2 protein-coding genes are annotated in these 1,565 nt (G+C 51.2%); one reads left to right on the top strand and one right to left on the bottom strand.

What is annotated here, in order from left to right; translation table 11 throughout:
• Positions 1-196: YdeI/OmpD-associated family protein (locus WBV27_RS05215; RefSeq protein ID WP_424200055.1), on the top strand; the 196-nt coding region annotated here is incomplete at its 5' end.
• Between the two features lie 13 nt (positions 197-209).
• Here WBV27_RS05215 and WBV27_RS05210 read toward each other — a convergent pair.
• Complete coding sequence (locus WBV27_RS05210; protein WP_424200053.1) at positions 210-1,205, bottom strand: MsnO8 family LLM class oxidoreductase; 996 nt, start codon at positions 1,203-1,205, stop codon at positions 210-212.
• Positions 1,206-1,565: the final 360 nt, after the last annotated feature.

Raw genomic sequence — 1,565 nt, 5'->3', positions numbered from 1 at the left:
ATTGGAGCAGGCATTCAGAGATGATCCTGCTGCCCGCGAGCGTTTCGAAGGCTGGCCGACTGGCGAAAAGGCTCACTATCTTTTCTGGATCGCCCAAGCCAAACGCCAGGATACCCGGGAAAAAAGGATCGCCGAAACATTGGAACGGGTAAAAGAAATAAAAGACCATCCCCGTGAAGAGAATGGCCGAGATTGATATGGCAGATGGTCTACAGCAATTCCTGCGCCAACAAGGAATAGGTTTTGAGCCGAGCCTGTTGAGAATGCGGCATGCTGATGATCATCGCTTCGTCGAAACCGTACTGTTCCTGCAGATTCAGCAATGTTTCGGCTGCCTCTGTTGCGGTCCCGAGAATATGGGTCTTGCGGATGTCGTTGATGAGCTGCTTCTCGATTTCCGTCAGCGGGTAAGCGGCGGCTTGTTCGGGGGGCATCAGATGGTTGCGCATCATCCCACGGTAGAGCTGCATCTTGAAAATCGCATACGGCAACTCTTCGTAGAGTGCTTCTTCGCGCGTGTCCGCCACGATAGCATGGAAAGCGACACTGATCTGTTTTTCAGGCATGGCGGCGGACGGAACAAAATGCTGCTTGTAGAGATCGAAAATGTTCTTGTCCAGCGTACCGGTGAAGAATTGCGCGAAGGAATAGCCCACGCCCATTTTGCCGGCCTGAACGGCGCTGTTGCCGCTCGACCCCAGCAACCAGGTCTGCGGAATCGACACGGCTACCGGAGCTGCCGGAGTGTCCCGGTAAAGCGGATCCTGCGGTGTCCGGTCTTCCAAAAGATCCAATATCGTCTGCAGTTTTTCGTAATGATTATCCAATTGCGGCGGGTTGCCTTGCGCCAATGCGTGCATGGACTGATGATCGCCTCCGGGGGCACGGCCTACGCCCAAATCGATCCGGCCGGGCGCAAAGCCGGACAGCGTTTTGAATACTTCCGCGATTTTCAAAGGGGAGTAGTGCATCATCATGACGCCTCCGGTCCCGACACGGATCCGATCCGTTGCAGCCGCGATAAAGGCGGCAATGATTTCGGGTGCGGCGCTTGCCATCAATTTACTTCCGTGATGCTCGGCGAACCAGATGCGTTCGTACCCGAGGTTGTCCCCTAAACGGGCGAGTTCTTTGGCGTTCTGCAGGGACTGTTCGGCAGTGCCTCCTGCTGTGATGTGGACTTGGTCCAAGATGCTGAGTTTCATATTTTCCTCCGATTGTTCATTCTGAATAATTTGTGCAGGTAAGTTAGGGAATGCTGATAGTTTGACTATAACAAACCCAGTCACTTGGGACAAAGAATTAGCTTTTAAAATGTAAGCAGAAAGAGTGGGATCAAATACAAATAAAGTATGGCCAAAAATAAAAGCAATCATAAAAGATATACTGACGGGTTTGCTTATTTTGTACACGATCATCGCGGTAGGCAACGATAATGTCGAGCCGATCCTGTACGCCAAGTTCAAGCGATTATCTTAACGGAAAAGGAGTTTGCTAAATGAGTCTCATCCATCACATCGAAATCAATGTCAGCGATCTGGAAGCCAGTAAGCAATTTTGGTCTT

The organism is Trichococcus sp. (genome assembly GCF_049589555.1).
Taxonomy (GTDB): domain Bacteria; phylum Bacillota; class Bacilli; order Lactobacillales; family Aerococcaceae; genus Trichococcus.
The sequence above is the reverse complement of the archived record's forward strand: the minus strand, read 5'-3'. Positions and strand labels throughout refer to the sequence as shown.